Source organism: Streptomyces sp. NPDC002868, from assembly GCF_055563295.1.
Genome location: NZ_JBVHDR010000021.1, coordinates 1 through 18,711 on the forward strand (window position 1 = coordinate 1; position 18,711 = coordinate 18,711).

The 18,711-nt window shown below is 68.9% G+C and carries 16 protein-coding genes, 1 pseudogene and 2 CRISPR repeat arrays; of the genes and pseudogenes, 4 read left to right on the plus strand and 13 right to left on the minus strand.

The features are described 5' to 3' along the window. A partial coding sequence (locus ACZ3H8_RS35850) for a DivIVA domain-containing protein (protein ID WP_467408931.1) occupies nt 1-1,039 on the plus strand: 1,039 nt, incomplete at its 5' end. A gap of 94 nt (nt 1,040-1,133) precedes the next feature. Here the strand turns inward: ACZ3H8_RS35850 and ACZ3H8_RS35855 are convergent. After that, nucleotides 1,134-1,715, minus strand: a complete 582-nt coding sequence (locus tag ACZ3H8_RS35855) for a thioredoxin domain-containing protein (protein WP_467408932.1) — start codon at nt 1,713-1,715, stop codon at nt 1,134-1,136. 860 nt (nt 1,716-2,575) lie between these two features. Here ACZ3H8_RS35855 and ACZ3H8_RS35860 point away from each other — a divergent pair. Continuing rightward, nucleotides 2,576-3,100, plus strand: a complete 525-nt coding sequence (locus tag ACZ3H8_RS35860) for a hypothetical protein (RefSeq protein WP_467408934.1) — start codon at nt 2,576-2,578, stop codon at nt 3,098-3,100. A 227-nt stretch (nt 3,101-3,327) separates the two neighbouring features. After that, nucleotides 3,328-3,963 carry a hypothetical protein gene (locus ACZ3H8_RS35865; protein WP_467408935.1) on the plus strand — a complete coding sequence of 212 codons (636 nt, stop codon included), beginning with the start codon at nt 3,328-3,330 and terminating at the stop codon, nt 3,961-3,963. 71 nt (nt 3,964-4,034) lie between these two features. On the opposite strand, the gene ACZ3H8_RS35870 is transcribed toward ACZ3H8_RS35865, so the two are convergent. Continuing rightward, entirely contained in the window at nt 4,035-4,634 is a 600-nt protein-coding gene (locus tag ACZ3H8_RS35870; RefSeq protein ID WP_467408936.1) for a hypothetical protein, read from the minus strand. Between the two features lie 387 nt (nt 4,635-5,021). On the opposite strand from ACZ3H8_RS35870, the gene ACZ3H8_RS35875 reads away from it, so the two are divergent. Beyond that, nucleotides 5,022-5,288, plus strand: a complete 267-nt coding sequence (locus tag ACZ3H8_RS35875; protein ID WP_467408939.1) for a hypothetical protein — start codon at nt 5,022-5,024, stop codon at nt 5,286-5,288. 526 nt (nt 5,289-5,814) lie between these two features. Here ACZ3H8_RS35875 and ACZ3H8_RS35880 read toward each other — a convergent pair. The 11 genes and pseudogenes from ACZ3H8_RS35880 to ACZ3H8_RS35930 all read right to left on the minus strand — a co-directional run bounded on the left by ACZ3H8_RS35880 (nt 5,815) and on the right by ACZ3H8_RS35930 (nt 18,527). Continuing rightward, on the minus strand, nt 5,815-5,946 hold the full coding sequence (locus tag ACZ3H8_RS35880) for a hypothetical protein (protein ID WP_467408940.1): 132 nt from the start codon (nt 5,944-5,946) through the stop codon (nt 5,815-5,817). Beyond that, complete coding sequence (gene cas6e, locus ACZ3H8_RS35885; protein WP_467408942.1) at nt 5,943-6,611, minus strand: type I-E CRISPR-associated protein Cas6/Cse3/CasE; 669 nt, start codon at nt 6,609-6,611, stop codon at nt 5,943-5,945. Before cas6e ends, ACZ3H8_RS35880 begins: the two co-directional genes overlap by 4 nt. Further along, nucleotides 6,608-7,456: a type I-E CRISPR-associated protein Cas5/CasD gene (gene cas5e / locus ACZ3H8_RS35890; RefSeq protein ID WP_467409032.1), complete on the minus strand. Its 849-nt coding sequence runs from the start codon at nt 7,454-7,456 to the stop codon at nt 6,608-6,610. Before cas5e ends, cas6e begins: the two co-directional genes overlap by 4 nt. Before the next feature lie 8 nt (nt 7,457-7,464). Then, nucleotides 7,465-8,640 carry a type I-E CRISPR-associated protein Cas7/Cse4/CasC gene (gene cas7e, locus ACZ3H8_RS35895; protein ID WP_467408944.1) on the minus strand — a complete coding sequence of 392 codons (1,176 nt, stop codon included), beginning with the start codon at nt 8,638-8,640 and terminating at the stop codon, nt 7,465-7,467. A gap of 67 nt (nt 8,641-8,707) precedes the next feature. Next, nucleotides 8,708-9,493 carry a type I-E CRISPR-associated protein Cse2/CasB gene (gene casB, locus ACZ3H8_RS35900; RefSeq protein WP_467408945.1) on the minus strand — a complete coding sequence of 262 codons (786 nt, stop codon included), beginning with the start codon at nt 9,491-9,493 and terminating at the stop codon, nt 8,708-8,710. After that, complete coding sequence (casA, locus tag ACZ3H8_RS35905; RefSeq protein WP_467408947.1) at nt 9,490-11,100, minus strand: type I-E CRISPR-associated protein Cse1/CasA; 1,611 nt, start codon at nt 11,098-11,100, stop codon at nt 9,490-9,492. The genes casB and casA overlap by 4 nt, the downstream gene beginning before the upstream one ends. Before the next feature lie 207 nt (nt 11,101-11,307). Further along, complete coding sequence (locus ACZ3H8_RS35910; RefSeq protein ID WP_467408948.1) at nt 11,308-14,187, minus strand: CRISPR-associated endonuclease Cas3''; 2,880 nt, start codon at nt 14,185-14,187, stop codon at nt 11,308-11,310. Between the two features lie 167 nt (nt 14,188-14,354). Next, nucleotides 14,355-15,909: direct repeats of the CRISPR family, unit length 29 nt; unit sequence GTGCTCTCCGCGCGAGCGGAGGTGAGCCG. A gap of 88 nt (nt 15,910-15,997) precedes the next feature. Further along, nucleotides 15,998-16,514: direct repeats of the CRISPR family, unit length 29 nt. 60 nt (nt 16,515-16,574) lie between these two features. Next, nucleotides 16,575-16,801, minus strand: a pseudogene (locus ACZ3H8_RS35915) (HAD-IB family hydrolase); the annotation flags it as partial. A gap of 218 nt (nt 16,802-17,019) precedes the next feature. Then, complete coding sequence (locus ACZ3H8_RS35920; RefSeq protein WP_467408951.1) at nt 17,020-17,220, minus strand: hypothetical protein; 201 nt, start codon at nt 17,218-17,220, stop codon at nt 17,020-17,022. Nucleotides 17,221-17,502: 282 nt separating this feature from the next. Further along, nucleotides 17,503-17,847 carry a DUF397 domain-containing protein gene (locus tag ACZ3H8_RS35925; protein WP_467408952.1) on the minus strand — a complete coding sequence of 115 codons (345 nt, stop codon included), beginning with the start codon at nt 17,845-17,847 and terminating at the stop codon, nt 17,503-17,505. A gap of 434 nt (nt 17,848-18,281) precedes the next feature. Continuing rightward, nucleotides 18,282-18,527, minus strand: a complete 246-nt coding sequence (locus ACZ3H8_RS35930) for a hypothetical protein (RefSeq protein WP_467408954.1) — start codon at nt 18,525-18,527, stop codon at nt 18,282-18,284. Between the last annotated feature and the right edge of the window lie 184 nt (nt 18,528-18,711).

An 18,711-nucleotide genomic window follows, 5' to 3' on the forward strand; every position in this document is an offset into this window, starting at 1 on the left:
AGCGCTGCGCGAGTTCACCATGGAGCTGAACCGGCTCCACATCACGTACGGCGCGCCGTCCTTCGCCACCCTCGCCAAGGCATCCGTGCGGCCGAGGCTGACCAAGGCTGGCCTCAACGAGGTCCTGTCCGGCAAGCGATTCCCCTCCCTGGACGCGCTGCTGGAATTCGTCCGGGTGGTCAGCAACCCGCAGCCTCCCCTGCCGGATACCACGGCCGCCTCCCGGGCCCGCCCGGAGCTCGCCAACCAATGGCGCAGCCGGTGGCAGCACGTCAAGTTCCTGCAGCGGCAAGCCCACGCCCCATGGAAGCGCCTGCGCGCCACCGTGCAGGACACACTCGACCAGGCCCTGCGGGAAGCCGAGGACGTCCGCGCAACGGCCCACGAGCAAGCCGCCCGCCTGCGCGCCAGCGCGGAAGCAGAGGCCGAGCACCTGCGCACCACGGCCCAGCACGATGCCGATCAGCTGCTGCAGCGTGCGCAGGCGGAGGCTGAGCAGCTGCAGTTACAGGCACTGCAGGACGCCGAGGAGCTGCGCGCCTCCGCGCGCACAGACACTGACAGGACGTCGTCGCGGTGGGGCGTCGGCCCTATATCTCCTCGCCGAGCGTGGCGCCCGCTGATCGCGGTGGTAGCGGTCACCGGGGTGGGGCTGGCCCTCACGCTGGCTGCGGATTCCATCACCGGGCAGCTTTCCAGCTCCTGCCGGCCCACCCGCGCTCACACTGCCGCGCCGGTCATCCCTGAGGCCTCCCTCCAGCCCGGCGGGAGCAGGCAACAGGTGGCAGTAGCCCACGAACCGCAGATGATCTTCCCCGGCCCGTCTTGGTCGGGCTCCCCCGACTGGTCCACGACGACCTGGTCCACACCGACCTCGGCCACACCCTCCGAAGACCCTGCCCCCACTGGCAGTAGTTCTCCAACACCCAGCGCCTCGCCGACGCCCACTGACTCCGAAACCCACGCCCCGGCTGACGTATGCGCCCGTACCGGCCCGTCCGCGAGCCCGACGCGATCGCCTAGCTCATCCGCCTCGTGAGCCTGACGAAGAGCGATGAAGTGGTTGGCGAACGAGCGGTCTCCCAGCTGTATCGCAAGAGGCGGCCCGGTTGCGGTGAAGGCCGGAGGCAGAATCAGAAAGCTCGCGACCAACGCAATGGATCGCGGCGGATCTCCTTGATCAGCGTACGGAACAGCGACCTGTCGAACAGGACTCCGTAAAACTCCTCGGACACCTGCGTTCCATTGATCACCGCGGCGGGTGTGCCAGGCACGCGGGCCCCCTCGTAGGCCTCCTCGGACGCCGCCACAAAGCTGCGGTACTTCATGGTCTTCACGGCGGAGTCGAATGAAGCGCTCCGAAGACCTTTCACCTTGCCGGCCAGCTCCAGCAGGAAGGCATCCGTGTAGCCATCGACCGCCTCTTCCGGCTGGTTCTTGTACAGCACCGCGTGAAACTCGGCGAACATGCCCGCATCCAGCGCGGCCCGCAGAGCGTTGACGGCCTTCTTCGAGCCGCTGCCGCCCAGCCGATCGTCGAGGAAGGAGGCCAAGACGTACTCGGTCTTCGCCTCGCGGCGCACCGTCATGGAGCCCACTTCCGGACCGGCACCGGTCAGCTCAAACTCCTCGCATACCGGGCATCGCGGATCCTCGTAAAGCCGCAACGTCATCGGCGCGTCAGGATCTCCCACCGTAATGGTGGTGCCATCCACGCCGAGCTTCTCGGGCAGCTCCTCCAGACCTGCATAGGCCGCCAGTGTCGGTGCGCTTCGTGCGCCGCACCCCGCCGACGTCCAGGCGACCGCTGTTTCACCAGCATCCCTCCCCAGGTCAGGAGGACACTAGAGCATGCGTCCGACACCGCACCACGCGGAGTAGTTGCTTCAGATGATTCGCGACGGCCAGCCCGTGGCTGCCCCCGGCTGCTCGTCATCTGCGAACAGGACCGGAAGGACCTGAGCGCCATCGTCGTGGAGCGGGCCCGCGACCGGAAGATCAAGTCAGCGGACATCGCCACCGCGCTTCACATCAGCGCCGATACCTTCAGCCGCCTGATGACGGCCGAGCACCTCTCCAGCCGCCGCGAAAACCGCACCACACCTCCTCAGTCTCACCTCCGCTCGCGCGGAGAGAACTTTTTTTGTGGAGAGCCGGTGCTCTGTCGAGGCGACTCACCTCCGCTCGCGCGGAGAGAACCACTCCCCTTCGCCGCGGCCGCCAGTGCCAAGCCCGTCCACCGAAGAGACTTCGACCAACACGGAGGTCCCGTCAGCGAATTCGAAATCCACAAACCTGGTCACAATTCCCCCGCTGCGCTCGGACCGAACCCGAAACCACGAGGATATAGCCGCCCTCCACCACAGCCGGGACGATCTCGCCAAACGACCCGGACCGCGCCGAGAGCTGCCGGTCCGCTGCTGGCTTGCGCGGGCCAGCGGTTCCAGGTCTCCGTACGGGGCGGCGTGCAGCGCGGCCGCGAGCTCGCGCGAGCCCCGACGCAGCAACGATCTGCGCTTGACAGCGCGGCGACGAGAAGCCGTGATGGGATGGCAAGCGGCTTCAAGGGGGAGCTGTGGATGTCGGCTCAGTGATCATTGCTGTGGCAGGTGTAGCCGGAACGCTGGGGGGATCGCTCCTTACCCAACGCGCCGCCGAACGGGCAAAACGTCGGGAGATGGAGCTGGTCCGCGACCAAGAAGAGATCCGCCTGAACCTACTCCTCCGACGTACCTGCTACGTGGAGCTCAATCGGGATGCACGTCAGTTCACCACAGCACTCAACCACCATCTGCATGTCATACGAGAAGGGAGCCTCGAGGAAGCCGACAGGGATGTACTCGATGAAGCGAAGAGAGCCCATCGCGATCGTTACTCCGCAGCACAAATGATCGCCCCTGACGATGTGCTCGCACGTGCCAGCGTGGTCAATCAAGCCCTGAACAAGGTCTACGGCCAGGTCAGACGCCTTGAGCGAGGAGAGCCCCAGCCAGGGGAGACGATGGCCACCGCGACCCAGGCCCAAGCAGAGATCTGGGACATGCTCCGCGCTGTGAGGACCGCGATGCGTCGCGACCTCGGAGTGTCACCCACAGAGTGACGATGCGACGACGGCCCTTGCCACGCCAACTGGCCGAGAGCTGAAGCAGACGTCTGGCTTGCCCACGAGGCGGCGGGGCCTGGAGCAGTCCCTGGCACGGGTCCGACGGCGGATACGAGTGACCTGCACAGGGTCTGCAGGGGTGATGGGTTGTCCGAACCCTCACACCCCACAGACAGGTGATCTAAAGTCCCCACCCACACCCCCACGCACCAGGAAGCCATCACATGACCGTGCAGGAGAACACCACCCTCAAAGCCGCGTACGCCGGCAAGGTTGCCGCCGATCTCGCCGAGAACACCGCCGAGCAGGATCGCATCCGTGCGGAGATCGAAACCCTGCAGGCCCAACTCGCCACCTTGGAGACCGATCACGCCCTGCTGGAGAGCGTGAGCGCCGCCCTGGGCGACACCACCGGCGCGGTGCCCGCACCCCGCCGCGCCGCGAAGAAGGCGGCCGAGAAGGAGACCGCCGACGCAGCAGCGCCGAAGAAGGCTGGCGCGAAGAAGGGGGCGGCCAAGAAGACGAGAATGGTAGCAGCGAAGAAGGCCGCGGCCACCACAGGCGGGGCGAAGGCGGCCAATACCGCTGCGGACAAGGGGCCGGCGCTGACCGAACTGATTCACGCCCACCTCAGCAGCCAGAGCGAGCCACGCACTGCACGCGAGATCGCGAAGGCCCTCGCCGACGCGAACCCCGGCCGGAACGTCAACGACAACCTCGTGCGCACCACCACCGAGCGTCTGGTGGCCCGCAGCCGCGCCGACCGCGTCAAGCAGGGATCGACCGTCTACTACACGGCCAAGGCTGATGCACCCGCCGCGTCCGAGCCTGCCGAGAAGGCCACCGCGGCAGCCTCCTGACCGCGCCTCGTTCAACTCGCGCACCAGCGACAGGACCCGGAAGTGACGTCACTGCTGGGCCCTTCGGGATGTCAGCGGCGTTGACCGCCGCGCGGAGCGCCGCGTCGCTGGCCGCGCCTGGCCTGCCCCGGAGCACGGCGCGGAGCCTCGTCTCCGCCATTGGGGGTGGGGGAGGAGAATCCGACCGCCACCGCAGCAGGTACGGCGGGTGCCGGAGCGCGCTGCCCGGCCCTCTCACTGCGCTCCGGTGCCGCTGTGGCCGGCCGGGCGGTGGGTGCGGGCAGGCCGACGACGCGGGTGTGGGTCATGACTTTCGCGCAGGCGGCGCACACTTCGGCGAGGTGCCACACGCGTGCGACGGCCGGGTCGTGTCGCAGAACCAGTACGGTGCTGCCGGAGCAGTGAACGCGCACGCCTTCGTGTGCGGCGCAACTCTGTGTCCAGCACTGGCAGGAGGCCCTCTCCCGCACCCGGGCGGCTTTGGCGTGGGAGGCGGCGTGCAGGGCGGCGAAGCGGCGTAGTCCGGCCACGTCCCGCGACCGCGGTGGCATGGTGCAGGCGCCCGTGGAACAGGAGACGGTGGCTGTCCGGTCGGCGTGGCCGGTCAGCCGCACCGTCCAGGTACGCCCTGGGGCACGCCCGGTTGGGAGTTCGGTTGGGGTAGTGCTCACATGCAGCCGTCCGTTCAAGGAGGTCAGGGTCGACACATCATGACTTCCCCGCCAGGTGATCGTCAGCACCTGGCCGGGGCAGATGATCCGGGTCCAGCCTGGTGCGCGCCGACCCGGGCGGCCGTCCCGTCGTATGGCCCCGCCCGCGCCAGCCGACCGGCTCCGGGGAGGCTCATGGTGAGCAGGCAGCAGGTCAGCACACCGGTCCGCATTGGCCGACCGGGCAGCGGGAGAAGAGGAATGTGGTTGCCCGCGGCCAGAGCGCTGTACCGCGGGCACCGGCACTGTGCCAGATTCCGCTGTGCCCCTGCACCTCACCTCCCGTGAAGCGGGGAGCCTCCCACGGCGGCCCATGGGTTGTCAGTGGTGGTCGGGATGCTGGTTTGCATGGACGAGTTGAAGCGCGGCCGGGTGTACGGCGCGGACCATGAAGATCCCGATCCCGGTCCGCGGGCGGGGCATGTCTATCGGGAGCTGGTAGCAGGGCCGTTGGACGGGCTGCTGCTGGACGTCACCGGATGGAGCGCGGCGCAACTGGCCGCCGGTGCGGCACTGCGCACTGAGATCGGCGCCTTCGGGCCTGGAGGCAGAGCGACCTACGGGCCAAGGGCCGGTGACGAACGGCGTTGGGACTGGTCCGGCGACATCCGCTGAACGCCACGACAGGTTCGCACCCCGGGTTCAGCGGTGGCACGGCGTCGCGAGCGCGCGCCGTTGGCCCCAGCTCGAGCGTCTGGGAGGGAAAGTGGCTCACCTCCGCTCGCGCGGAGAGGACCGCCGCACGAAGAGGCAAGAGAAGCGGGACGACGGCGCACCTCCGCTCGCGCGGAGAGGACAAGATTCGTCCGATTGAGTGTGCGTCAAGTAGCGGCTCACCTCTGCTCGCGCGGAGAGGACTACGACGCGTGCGCGACCACGATCGCCAGGTACGGCTAACCTCCGCTCGTGCGAAGAGGATGGACATCATGCCGGAGACCGCTCCGATCGCCCGGGACGGCTCACCTCCGCTTGCGCTGAGAGGACACCGCCGGCACCCACCGCCGCAACCCCGTCGACGGCTAACCTCCGCTCGCGCGGAGAGGACGGCACGGCCACACAAGCGAATTGGTGGGACAACGGCCCCCTCCGCTCGCGCGGAGAGGACGTCATCGCCGCACTGCTCCTGATGCTGCGGCTCGGGTCACCTCCGCTCGCGCGGAGGGGATGAGAGCAGAGAGTCGGCGATGCGCGGCAGCAAGGCGACCGTGGGGGCGGCCAGTCTGCGGCGGGCGTCGGAGGGGGTGCGGTCCCCGCGGGCTGGGGTGGCTGTCATGTTGTCCCGCTGTGGGTGGGGGCGATGGTGAGCAGGCCGCATCCGTAGGCCTTGCCGCGTCCTATGCCTTCGGTGAGCTGGGTGCGCAGCAGGTCGGGGTCGATGATGACCGCTGTGCCGTCGAAGCGGGTGCGGGCGTGCCGTATGCGCTGGGTCTGGTCGCCCCCGCGGTGGCCGCGGATTCCGGTGGCGCTGTCCAGGGGCTGGGAGTGGAGGGTGAGGACTTTCAGGCCGGCGGTGTCGGCCTGGCGGATCCACCATTCGTCGGCGTGGGGGCCGGTCAGGGGGATGACTGCGGGCAGGTTGTAGAGGCTGCGGGTGGTGGCGCCGGGTTTGCGTACGGGGCTGGCGACGCAGCGGAAATGGATATTCAGAGCGGGACGGAGAGCGTCGAACAGGGCGTCGACGGGGCGGGTGACGGTTTTGCCGTAGGTGCCGGGCAGGCGGCTGGTGTCGGGTTGGTGGCGGGATTGGAGCAGGAGGTGGGGGCCGGTGGGGGAGTCCTCGGTGCGGTGCAGGACGCCGAGGGCGGCGCGCGGGTCGGGGCCGACTGCGTCGGGGAAGAGGGACATCAGCCTGCGGTGGAGGGCTACGGCGTCGCCGAGGTCGCGGCGGGCCTCGCGGGAGCCGGTGTTGGGGATGATGCGGGTCAGCCAGACGGTCATCGACGGCTCCCTTCAAGGGGGGTGAGGTGGGCGCTGGTGTAGGCGCGGAGTGCTGTGAGGTAGGCGGTTCCGAGTCCGGGCCACTGGTCGGCGGGCGGGCTGAGGGTGCGCCGGTACAGCGGCCGGGCACGGTAGGCGCGCATGCGGGGGTGGAAGGTGACGGGCTGGTCGTTGATGCGGGCGGCCGGATGTGCGGCGTCGGCTGCGTCGGAGCTGGTGATGCTGTCCGGTACGGGCAGGTCGTTGAGTGGCTGGTCGGACAGGAACTCGACGGCGTCGGCGTTCCCGTTGCGGGGGGTCGGGGCGGCGATCGGCAGGTTCACCAGGTGGGGCAGGACGTCGCTGCTGGTGCCCAGGAACAGCGGGCCGGCCGGGGGGCAGGCACGGCGCCCCAAGTACAGCGGCCAGTGGGGGCGGCGGAGTGCGGCGGCGCAGCGGGCGAGCAGCGCCGGGTGGGTGGGGTGGTCCGGCCGGCCGGTGACGGCGACGGTGAAGGCGGCGTCGGCGAGGTAGTAGCGGTGGGACAGCAAGGTGGTGGCGTCGGCGGAGCGTTTGCCGCCTTGGGCGGTGGTGACGGTCTGGGCGCGGGGGAGTCCTCCGCCGACGGTGTGCAGGTCGCGCAGCAGCACACCGGCTCGGTCGACGCGGATGGTGATGCCCAGGCCGGCCAGGTCGTCGATGGCGTCGCCGCGTGCCCGGCCGAGGGCGGCGGCGAGCAGGCCGATGATGCCGGACCGGGTGGGGAACGGGGCGGTGTCTCGCTCATTGAAGTGGCTGTGGTGGCCCCAGGACTGCAGGGGGCCGCTCAGGTGGAGGAGCAGCCCGGGCAGCGCCGTCCCGATGATGGGAGCGCTCACGCGGCAGCTCCGGCGCCGAAGGCGGTTCCCAGAGCGGCGGTGACCAGGCCTGCCAGGGACGTCTGACGGTCGCCGAGCCCGCTGTGGTCCTTGGCGTCGAGGCCGGTCCAGCCGGTGAACAGGATGCCATCGGTGCCCATGAAGGTGTTGACGGCCTCGGCGTAGTCGGCAAGGACACGCCGGGAGACGGCGGCGTAGCCGCCTTCGCTGGCGGGCTGGACGGGGCTTTCGAACGCGGCGGCCAGGGACAGGGGCCGGTCGGCGCGGACGGAGAGATGGATGAGGTCCGGCGCGGTGTGGGGAGCGGTGGAGTTCTTCTTCGCCTGGGGCACTGACACGACGAAGGAGTGCAGGAACGCCTCGGTCAGCTCACGTACGGCAGCACTGTCGTCGGCGAGGTTGGCGGCGAGTTCGGCCACATCGAGGGTGGCGTAGCGGTAGAAGGTGCCGGCGCTGAACTCGGCGTGGCCCATGTGCCCGCTGCCGGTGGAGTCCTTCCATGCCTGAGTGACATCGTCGACGGCGGAGAAGTAGTCGATCTCGACGTCGGTCTGGTGGGTCGTCATGGCGTGGGCGACCTGGACGGCACCGTCGACTCCGGCGTTATCGACCTCGGCGAGCATGCGGCCGAAGAGGTTGATGACGCCGTTGCGGGAGCGCAATACGGCCGCCACCCGGTCCTTGGGCAGGCAGCTCTTGTCGCTGGACTTCTTGATGTCCTTGGCCTTTTCCAGCTCCTCGCGGTGCTCGGCGGCCAGGTCGGCGAGTTCTGCGACCGCGGTGTCCGGCACGTAGACCATGGCGTTGCCAATGACCTTGTTGACCTGGACCTGCTTGTCCTGCTGCTCGAGCTCGAACTTGATGCCGCTGGCGACGGCGACGTGGGCGCCGGCGCGGGCCGCCAGGTCCTCGGGCCAGCCGCGCTCGTCGACCAACATCCGGGCCACACGCTCACCGAGCCGACGGGTGCGCAGGGCGGCCTGTCCGATCCGCTGCTCGAACTCACTGCGCACCGCGCGCTTCCAGCACTGGCTCGAGACACGGGTGCGCATCACGCTTCCGTACTGGACGGTCTTGACGGAGTTGGTGTCGTCGCGGTTGAGATTGGCGAACGGCACGGTCTGCAGGACGTGGACGTCGATAAAGCGGGCGTTGACGCTCTGGTCGGACATTGCGGGTTCCTTTTCCGGTTCGGGATGTCGATGAGGTGGCCGTGCCGGTGGCAAGGGCGGAGCAGGGTCAGCCGGCCGGCGACGCGGCCGGCGCGGGAGAGCCCTCTACGCCGCCGGTCAGGTCCTGCCGGTCGGCCTGATCGGCCTTGCGCCGGTCCTCTTCCTGGCAGCGCCGGTAGAAGTCCTGGAGCCAGCGGCGCGTGATGCGCCCGGAGTGCCGGCGCCAGTCAACGAGGTCCTGCAGGAGCTGGGCCCAGTCCACCGGCACGTCCAGGGAGCGCAGGTAGCGGACGGAGGCGGGCAGATGACGGTGCAGGCCCGTAACGCTCTGCTTGCACAGCAGGTTCAGCCGGCTCTCCGCCGTGCTGCGCCGCATCAGCCGGTCGCGGCCCGGGCCTTGGGTGACAGCCAGCGCGAACGCGGCCCCCAGGCTGACGCCGTACGTCTGCTTCCGGGATTCGTCTTTCGCCGCGGCGGCCGTGGTGTCAGTGGCGGGATCGTCATGGCCGACCGGTGCGGCCTGGTCGGCGCCCGTTTCCGTCCGGCGGGCCTGTTCGGCGATCATGGCAGCGACGGCGTAGTACGCACGCTGACTGTCCTCACTGGCCTGCGGAGCAACCAGGTGAGCGATGACGCGGTGCATGCGGGGCACATGGTTGAGGTCCTTGCGGACGCCGGAGCGCAACGCGCTGCGGGCACCTGGATCGGCCTCACACCTGCGCAGCACGGCGGCAGTGAACTGGCGGTAGGACTCCAGGCGGCCCTCGGCCGGCCGGGGCCCGGGAACGCGCGCGGCGGAAGGCACGTCGGTGGGACGGCCCGTGTCGGCGGGCGCGCCGGAAAAGGTGGTCACCGGTCGTTCTCCTTAGTTTCTGGCCGAGCCGCAGCCGGGGCGGTCTTGCGGCGTGTGCCGCCGAAAAGTTCGATGCGGGCTTCCTCCACTGCCTTGGCGCCGCGCTGGGTACCGGCCGCCGACGCGGTCACGCGGTCGTACGCGCCCACCGCCAGCCGCAGGAAGGCGCGTCGGGCACCCTCGGCATCCAGGCCGCCGTCCAGCACGGCCCCGGTGCGGTCCAGCAGAGCGAACCGCCGCCAGAACTCCGCCTCCGCCGCCGACCAGTACCGGGCGGCCCCTTCCGCGGCCCATGCCTCGGCACTGTCCTTCTGGTCGTTCACATAGGCCCGCCACGCCCGGCGCAAGGCTCGGTCCAGCCGGATGCCGAACCGCTCACCGAGCACTCGCAGCCTCCCCACCGCGGGATGGGTGCGGGCGGACCGCTGCTCCACGAACGCCAGCACCGGCGGGGTACTGGCATCGACGAACTGGGTGTCCTTGGCCTGCCCGTCCTGCTCGAACCCCAGAGCGCGTACGCGCAGCTCCTCCGACACCTCGCCGGCCCACTCGAACACGGCCGGCCTGGTCGGCTGGGCCGTACCCGGCGGGTCGATCAGCAACAGCGCGTCCAGGTCCCGCCACAGCGCACGCTGCGAGTTGGCCAGACGCGGATAGAGATTGCCCTGCTGACTGATCTGCCAGATCACATAGTCGTCGTCCGGCCGGCCACCACGCCGCTCCCGGTATCCCCAGGTGATATAGGCGTCGCCGACGTGCGAAGGGGCCTCTTCATCGGCCATCAGCAGCAGCGCGTGCACGGAGCCGGCGGTCAACTGGGAGCACGGGCCACTCGCAGCAGGCGGCGGCCCGGCGGGATCGGGCAGCTCCTCCCACTCCCACGGGCACAAGTCCTCCTGTGCGTTGACCTCCCGCTTCGGCGGAACCAGACCCGCAAGGAGCGTCTCAAACAGCGTGTCGCCCTCGGGGTGGTACGACAGCGCGGTACGCAGCGGGCCCGCTCCGGCACTGGAACTCTTGACCCCGTTCACCTCACGGGCCGAACACTGGCCGGACGGCCCGTAGTAGTGCCAGCCCAGAAGGCTGAGCACCGCCTCGGAAGCGGTGGGCGGGTCGGGCTGCGCGTCGCTGCGATGCTGGAACCAGGAGTGGTTGTTCCCCGACGGACGCGTCATGATCAGCTTGTTCGCCCCCGCGGTCTTGCCGGGGTCACACTGACCGGCAAGCCGAGAGTCCTGCATCCAGGGCCGGCCGCCCTCTCGCGCGTCGAACAGGAAGAAGCGGTCGTGGTAGCGGCCGACGTACTCATCGACAGCCTCCCGCTCGAACCTGCCCGCCTGAAGGACGTCGTCCCGCCGCTCCAGCCAGTCGTCCGGGCCGTCCTTCGCCTCGTCCAGCCCGCACACCCGAGCGGTGAGCGCATACAGCACACGCAGCAGCGCCGAGTGCATGGGCGCGTCAGCGACGGCCAGACCCTCGATCTCGTGGCTGCGGATCAAGAGCTCACGCAGGCCGACCTTGCCGGAAGCGACGCCGTCGCTGGCGGCGTGCGGCGCCCACCGCATGGGAAACAGCGGCTCGTCCGCGATGTTCATCGATGCGGTCATGGATCTCCCAACGAAGGCAGAATGAAAGCGGGGTCCCTGCGCGAGCGGGGGTGCACCCGCTGCCGTTTTGGAACGGACCACGGCCCCATCCCCCTGCCTGCGAAAGCAGGCGCCTATACCCTCGGTAGACCCTCAACAAGGCCCCTCCTGGGCCTACTTGGAACCTAGCCAAGGCTGCCGTTTTAAGATGCAGTTCAGGTGAATCGGTCAGATTTGCTCAAGACCGACCACAGAAATGCAGATCGTCCGCCCGCCGCGGCGGCAACTCCACCTGCCGCCGTCCCAGGTCATCCGCAGCAACACCACATCACGCAGCGCCGACTGCTCAGCCCAGGACACAGGCAGCGGCACAGAGTCGTCCCCCTCGCGCGTCCACGTGCCCGGCACCGGCGCCACATGCGAGACCAGCAACGCGACGTCCTCACGCCGCAGCGTCCCCCGGCCGGCCCCAGGCAGCCCGACCGAACCCGGCACATCCAGGGTGAGCCGACCATCCTGCTGCTCATACAGGCACAACACCCGGCCGGTATCCGCCCCCAACCGAGTCGTCAGCAACTCCTCGGTGACCCCATCCAGCTGACGGCTGATGAGATGCAGACGCCCCCCGACATCTCCCGGACCCGGGATGCAGACCATCTCGGCCAGATCCGTCTCCGCCATCTCGCCCGCCACCCGCTCGCTGTCCAGCGACTTCAGCTCCCGCCGCGCAGCCTCGTCGAGCCCGTCAACGAAATCCGGTGCATAAACAGCATCGACGACCTCTTGAACACCGCCCGGCACCGCGATCCCCCCGGCCGTCCGATCAGCCAGCAGCACAGAGCTCCGCATCAGCAGACTCACGTCGTACACCGAACCCCACGAACGCGGCCTCTCCTCCGCCCTGCCGCCAACGAACGGATCAAGAACAACCAGCTTCGGACGGTCCTCATCCCGCGCCCACGCCGGCCGACCACCAGGCCCCCTGCGGTGACGGCGCCCCCGCCCCGCACGCTGCAACAGCTGTGCCAGCGGCGCGAGATCGCTCACCACCAGATCGAAATCCAGATCCAGCGACTGCTCCACCACCTGAGTGGCAACCAGGACCGAAGCCGACCGCGCCGCCACACCGCTGCCCTCACCAGGCTTGCCGTACGCCGCCTCACAGCCAGCCGTGATCCTGCGCCGATCATTCGCCGGGAAACGAGAATGCAAGAGCCGCACACCCCCCTCCCGGCCGGCCAGACCAGGAAACGCCGCACACAGATCCCGATACGTGCGCTGCGCCTCAGCAACCGTCGTGCAGCACACCAGAGCAGTACCGCCCTCCTCGACGACCGGCCGCAACTCCTCCCGCAACGCCTCCCTGCGGCCGCCCGCGCCGACCGGTGCACCGACCGGATTCCCCACGTCCCAGGCCACGCGCCGCACCACCACCTCCAGGGTGCGCGCGCGCCCGCTGGCAGTCGCCCGCGGCTGCGACACCTCACCGCTCCCCGCGCTCACATGAAGCCACCCCGGATAGCACGGCTCAATCACAGCCGGCTCCAGAAAACCCGCCCCGCGGCGATACGCATTGACCAGCGACGCCGCCGCGCGGCCCGTCAACGTCGCCGACAGCAGCACCACCGGAGCACGCAACGCACCCAGCCACTCCAGCAAAGTCACCAGAAGCCGGTGCATCCACGGCCCGTACGCATGGGCTTCATCAACGACGAACACCTTCTCCGACAGCCCGAATAGGCGCAGCACGTTGTAGCGCAGCGGCAGCACACCACTGAGCACCTGGTCGATCGTGCCGACCGACAGCGGGGCGAGAAGCCCGCGCCTGGGCCCCCGCAGCCACACCCCCGCCTCCGTGGATGTCGCACCGTCCGCACTGAACTCACCGACCTGCCCACAGGCATCCAGGAGATCGTTCTCCTCCGCGACGTACAGCGGATTGAGCCAGGCCATCGAATGCAGCAAGGTCAGCGCACGCTCTCCCGTCAGCGCCCGCGCGGCGTACGACCGCACCCTCGCGAACATCGCATCCGCGGTCGCCATCGTCGGCAACGCGAAATACATGCCACGCGCACCAGCGGCCTTGCCCAGCACCGAAGCCGCATACAAGGCCGCTTCCGTCTTCCCGTCCCCCGTCGGCGCGGTCACCAGCAGCAGCCCAGGGCCCTGAGCAGCGACCATGCCCGGCAAGTGAGTAGCAAGATCTGCCTGCAACGGATTCGGCGGGAATGGAAACATCTCCTCGAAACGATCCACGCCGAACTCGGCCCGGCCTAACCGCGCCGAGGTCACCAGACCCGGAGCCGCAGCACGCGCACGCCGCCAATGCCCATCCACATCGCCAGTGCTCCCCTGCCAGGAGCCGTCAGGCAGCAACGCCTCGATCGCGTGCGTCTGGCTCGCCAGCCAGTCAGCCGTGATCACCAGCCCGGTCAGAACAACAGCCAGCTCAGCCGACAGACCAGCCACCGGAACAGCAGACACAGCCGTCACACGCTGCAACTCACCCAGGTGAATGCGCCGCTGCTCGTCCCATCCCTCCTCGCCCAGGCCCGCTTGGTACTGACTGGCCCGCTCAACCTGACGCGCCGGCAACGACGCCCCGAACGTCCCATGGTGGCCCCCAAGGAGCTGAGCGACCCAGTGCGCCACCGGCGCCCTCGAGCCGCCTGTAACTGCCTTCACCCGCCTGTCCGGATAGCCCGCCTGGGCCAGCAGCGACGACAACGCCCAATGCGTCGCCATCTCATGCCGGAAACCACGATCCCGTTCACAACCCGGCGCGAACGCATAGACCGGCTCATCACGCACTGCCCTGAACAAATCAGGAACCTGTGCCTGAAACACAGGGGTGATCTTGCCCAGGTCATGCAGCCCGGCCCAGAACGACAGAATCGAACGAGCCTGCTCCAGGCTCAATCCCAGCTGTCTCGCACAACGCTGACGAGTCTGCTTGTCGAGGAGCACATCCCACAGCACGCCGAAGACAGCGGAGACATCCAGCAGATGGCACATCACCGGATACGGGCGGCTCAGCCCCTGCTCCTTGCCCCACAGACGAGGATCGGGGCAGACGTACGGGGGTAACGCAGTTTGCGGTTCCGTCATAGGCACTGCTTAGCAGGCTCCACTGACAACCCGGTCTAAAGCCCGAACAGAATGAGGAAGGCATATCCTGTTCGTGCGGACGAGGAGTAGAGCCAGGAGGGCCGATCTTGCTCGCGACGGAACGTAAAGGACCGGCAAACCCCCTCTGACGGCGCAGGTCAGCAAGAGTGCTCTCCGCGCGAGCGGAGGTGAGCCGACGAGCAGCACCGGGACGATAAGAGCCGAGAAGTGCTCTCCGCGCGAGCGGAGGTGAGCCGTCGCGGGGCAAGTCTCCCGAGCGTCGGTAGCCGTGCTCTCCGCGCGAGCGGAGGTGAGCCTCGCTCAGGGGTGAGCAGTAGGAGCCACGTGCCGTGCTCTCCGCGCGAGCGGAGGTGAGCCGATGCCCTCGGTCATGAACAGAGCCGACGGCAGGTGCTCTCCGCGCGAGCGGAGGTGAGCCGTCGCTCACGATTCAGAAGGGCGTGCCGCTCACGTGCTCTCCGCGCGAGCGGAGGTGAGCCGCCAGTGGAACAGCTGCGCTGCGGGTGCCCCTGGTGCTCTCCGCGCGAGCGGAGGTGAGCCGTTGTTCGGCTTGTTCCACAGGTCGAGGGCGGCGTGCTCTCCGCGCGAGCGGAGGTGAGCCGGCTGAGGCCACCGCCGCCCGCTGGGAGGCCTTGTGCTCTCCGCGCGAGCGGAGGTGAGCCGTAGTTGGAGCGGCGCTCTTTCGCTTCGTCCTCGTGCTCTCCGCGCGAGCGGAGGTGAGCCGACCTTGTCCTCTTCGGCGGTGAGGCGCGGGATGTGCTCTCCGCGCGAGCGGAGGTGAGCCGGAACCGATCCCCGTGACCACCGCCCCCCGGCCGTGCTCTCCGCGCGAGCGGAGGTGAGCCGGCAGCACGCATCTCGGCGAGGATCGCCACCAGGTGCTCTCCGCGCGAGCGGAGGTGAGCCGCATTTCGGCGCGTCGGGGTGCAGCTCTCCGCAGTGCTCTCCGCGCGAGCGGAGGTGAGCCGGTGGCGGTGTGCGCGCGGATCGTGGGCGTGCTGTGCTCTCCGCGCGAGCGGAGGTGAGCCGGCGGAGCTGATTCGGCGGGACGGATCGGTGGAGTGCTCTCCGCGCGAGCGGAGGTGAGCCGCCGTCCCCACCGGCCAGGTCCGCGACTACAAGGTGCTCTCCGCGCGAGCGGAGGTGAGCCGCGGATCCGGCCCCTGCGTATCGGCCGGCGCGCGTGCTCTCCGCGCGAGCGGAGGTGAGCCGGCGGCCGAGCGCGGCGAGGACAAGCCGTTGAAGTGCTCTCCGCGCGAGCGGAGGTGAGCCGCTCATATGCAGGGGATGCGACGGTGAACGCCAGTGCTCTCCGCGCGAGCGGAGGTGAGCCGTACAAGGGGCTCCCGTACCGGACGGGGGGGACGTGCTCTCCGCGCGAGCGGAGGTGAGCCGCAGGGCAAGCGACTGCGCGCGGAGCCAATCGCGTGCTCTCCGCGCGAGCGGAGGTGAGCCGACGCCTGCCAAGCACACGGAACCCGCGTGGGCGTCCTCTCCGCGGCAGCGGAGGTGAACCGAAGGAGCCGATCCTCAACGACCTGACGAAGATGCCCTCTCCGCGCGAGCGGAGGTGAACCGCCGGATTGGGGGGTCTACTGCCCGCACGGTCTGTCCTCTCCGCACGAGCGGAGGTGAACCGCCGCGCCTAGTCGACACAGAGGCGGCAGAGTAGTCCTCTCCCCGCGAGCGGAGGTGAGCCGGCCGGATCCGAGGACCGGTACAAGTATCTGTCGTCCTCTCCGCGCGAGCGTGAGCCGGGAGACTGGTGTGGCCAACGCCCCCACCACGCGTCCTCTCCGCGCGAGCGGAGGTGAACCGACGATCGTGTACCCGGCCGGGTTGAGGGAGTAGTCCTCTCCGCGCGAGCGGAGGTGACCCGCTCTTCGCCGCACACCGGGCCATGTGGAACGTGTCCTCTCCGCGCGAGCGGAGGTGAGCCGATCTTGCCAAACTTGGGCAGCCCTTACCCAGCGTCCTCTCCGCGAGAGCGGAGGTGAGCCGTCCGAAGGCCTCACGGAGCAGCTTGGCCCCAGGTCCTCTCCGCGCGAGCGGAGGTGAACCGGTCCACGAGGTGTCACCCGTCCTCCTGGGGGCGTCCTCTCCGCGCGAGCGGAGGTGAACCGTCTGTGCACGTATGCCCCTCCGGCTCATATCGGTCCTCTCCGCGCGAGCCGAGGTGAACCGAATTCCCGGTAGAAGCCGGAGATCTTCTTGTAGTCCTCTCCGCACGAGCGGAGGTGAGCCGGAGTTCGGCAAGGCAGCGGGCCTTGACCAGCAGTCCTCTCCGCGCGAGCGGAGGTGAACCGTCCGGGCGCCATCCCCAGGCACCATGCCTGGGGATGGCGTTCCACGTTGTGGTGTAGCGGTGCGAACAGGGTCCCGCGCGTGCGCTCCATCTGGTCGTGGTCCATTCCGCCTACGAGAAGACGAACTGGGCATATGCGGTACGCAGGGCGGCCCTGCGGTTGATCAGTCCGCCTTGGTAGAAGGACTTGCTGAACGCGAGCGTGCTCGACTTCGCAATGACCGTCTTGTCCAGGTCAAAGAAGACTGCTGTGCGGGGCAAAGGAGCGGCCTTCCCCGACCCGGTCATAGGGGCCCACCATTCGGCGTAAGGGGGGCGCGTGGGTCTGTCTGAGAGGACTCTCGGGTACACCATGGAAGTCACGGATCGTTCGCGACGGTGCTAACCCCGACTAGCCGGAGGTCAGCATGGCGTCGCGACGCGCAGAGCACCGAACCCCCCGCCCCTTCCTGGAACTGCACTGGGGTGTGCTGCACGTGGTTGTTGAGCGAGTGCCGTACCAGCTACTAGCCATGATCAGCGGCGCAGCCAGCGCACTTGGCGGAGTCGTGTGGTTCGGCGGACGATGACAGCCAGGCAGGGCACCCGGGGGTGCCGTGCAGCACGCTGTTGCCGTTGGCCTCGCGGACGGCCAGGTTGGCCAGCGCGAGTTCAGAGCGGATCCCGAACTGCCCGTAGGCGTACTTCAAGGTGAGGCAGCTGTCCACGCAGATGTTGGCCTCGGCTGCCCGCTCGCCGACCTCGTACGGGAGTAGAGCCCCGGCCTGCCCCAGGGGGACGGGTGGCAGACCGGGGCGGCAGGGGTTAGGTCGGCGCGCTACGTACGAGACGACCCTTCGGGGTTGCCCCTCCGCAGGACTCGCACGAGCAGATGACCACGCCCTCATAGACCATCGGGACCGTCTGCCGACTGAGGCACTCCCGGCAGGGCGTGCCGCGGAACTGCTGGATGGCCCTGAATGCTGCGGCAACCTGGGTTGCGTCCATGGTCAGATAGCCGCGGCGAGCTCCTGAGCGGCTTTCAGCTCTTCCTCGCTCGCCCGGAGATGGTCGAACTCGCCCGCGATCACGCCGGCGATGAACTTGCTGATCTCCACGCGGCTCATGTACAGCACCGGGCTGTCCGTGTCCTTGTCGTCGGAGATCGCCACCATGCGGGTGCCGTCCGGGAGGCGGTCGTGCGGGTGGTCCTTGGCCGTTCCGGCGTCGGCCAGGATCACGCAGTCCTTCACGATCGGGTCGAGGTCGGTCCGCCCTGCCTTGTGCCAGTCCAGCCTGGGGGCGTGCGAGTTCTCGAACGCGACTGTCCCGCGACCATTGCTGAGTGTGCCCATGAGTGGTGTCCTCTCTCGTGGATGTGCTCGGTCCTTGCAACCCGCCCCGGCCAGGTTTTCCTGGCTGGGAGTCATCGGCCGGGGCGGGGATCAGTGGGGCTGCAGCCCTGACCCTGCGGCTGCCTGGGGTGGGGAGTTGCGTGACCGCTCACGGCCAGATGAGAGCATGAACAGAGAACGCGCAGGCCGTGATGTACATCAGCACGGCAAGCCACTGCCTCATAACGACCGCACCTCGCTCTGTGCGGCCTGGTAGGCCTGCCAGACCCTTTCGGCTGTGCTGCACTGGTTCCCTGTGGCACGGCACTCGTCGCACATCGAGGCGTGCTCGATCCATCCGCGATAAGTGCGCTGCACGGCGGTATCGACCGTGTTGATGGCGCGCCTGACGGGGCTCGACACGCCACCGGGATGGCTCTTCCAGAGGGCTGCTGTCACAGCAGTCCTCCGGTTGATCGAGCGTTCGCCTGCGTCACGCCGAACGTCAGCCGCTCGCTGGGCGTGGCCGGGCGAAGGGCTTCCGCGTCGGCCTCCCACTCGCGTCCGCCCTCCGCTGAGCGGAGCTGCCAGTGCACGCCGACGTGGTCCATAACCTGACCCACCCGCCGGGTGATCGTGTCCCAGACCAGATCATCAATGGCGGGCTCGTACCCGTCCGTTCGGGCGGTACCTTGTCGCATGTCGACTCCTTCGCAGTCGGCCACGCCCCCGGACCGTCGCGAGCGGTCGCGGGGGTCAGGCGCCTCGGCTTCCACCCCAGCCAAACGCGTGCCGCGTGCCACTGTCCCCGGCGGATGCAACAGACGCTGTGCGTATGCAGACCCTGCATACGCATGCGTCCGGACCGCTACCGTGGGTACGTTC

Bases quoted from the DNA above. Each gene is read 5' to 3' on its own strand.
- ACZ3H8_RS35875 (WP_467408939.1), top strand. From the start codon at position 5,022: ATGGACGAGTTGAAGCGCGGCCGGGTGTACGGCGCGGACCATGAAGAT.
- ACZ3H8_RS35865 (WP_467408935.1), top strand. From the start codon at position 3,328: ATGACCGTGCAGGAGAACACCACCCTCAAAGCCGCGTACGCCGGCAAG.
- cas6e (WP_467408942.1), bottom strand. From the start codon at position 6,611: ATGACCGTCTGGCTGACCCGCATCATCCCCAACACCGGCTCCCGCGAG.
- casA (WP_467408947.1), bottom strand. From the start codon at position 11,100: ATGACCGCATCGATGAACATCGCGGACGAGCCGCTGTTTCCCATGCGG.
- cas7e (WP_467408944.1), bottom strand. From the start codon at position 8,640: ATGTCCGACCAGAGCGTCAACGCCCGCTTTATCGACGTCCACGTCCTG.
- ACZ3H8_RS35910 (WP_467408948.1), bottom strand. From the start codon at position 14,187: ATGACGGAACCGCAAACTGCGTTACCCCCGTACGTCTGCCCCGATCCT.
- ACZ3H8_RS35925 (WP_467408952.1), bottom strand. From the start codon at position 17,847: ATGGGCACACTCAGCAATGGTCGCGGGACAGTCGCGTTCGAGAACTCG.
- ACZ3H8_RS35930 (WP_467408954.1), bottom strand. From the start codon at position 18,527: ATGCGACAAGGTACCGCCCGAACGGACGGGTACGAGCCCGCCATTGAT.
- ACZ3H8_RS35880 (WP_467408940.1), bottom strand. From the start codon at position 5,946: ATGACAGCCACCCCAGCCCGCGGGGACCGCACCCCCTCCGACGCCCGC.